Origin of the sequence: Shewanella sp. SACH (genome assembly GCF_001887095.2) — a bacterium.
GTDB lineage: Bacteria > Pseudomonadota > Gammaproteobacteria > Enterobacterales > Shewanellaceae > Shewanella > Shewanella baltica.
This window is the reverse complement of sequence record NZ_MPDG02000040.1, coordinates 1-233: the sequence shown is the minus strand read 5'-3', so window position 1 is coordinate 233 and position 233 is coordinate 1. Positions and strand designations below refer to the sequence as shown.

The 233-nt window shown below is 54.5% G+C and carries 1 protein-coding gene; it reads right to left on the bottom strand.

Features of this window, described 5'->3' with window-relative positions:
* A partial coding sequence (locus BM607_RS21695) for an Ig-like domain-containing protein (protein WP_249269625.1) occupies positions 1-233 on the bottom strand: 233 nt, incomplete at both ends.

Here is a 233-nt window from a genome sequence, read left to right as displayed (position 1 = left end):
AAGTCGATGCTCCAGTTACCGCTGGCATCAATCACCAAGCCGTTGGCAGTGGTGTAGACCACGCCATTGATGGTGACGGCCAAGGTGCTGTTGTCACCTAAATCGACGGTACCGTTGAAAATCAGGGTGTTGTCGTTGGTGATGAAGTCGCTGCCCGAGGCGCCGGTGTCATCGGTAATGCTGGTGATCGCCACGGTGTTGCCGTCGCCATCTTGGTCAATCTTGGTATCAAT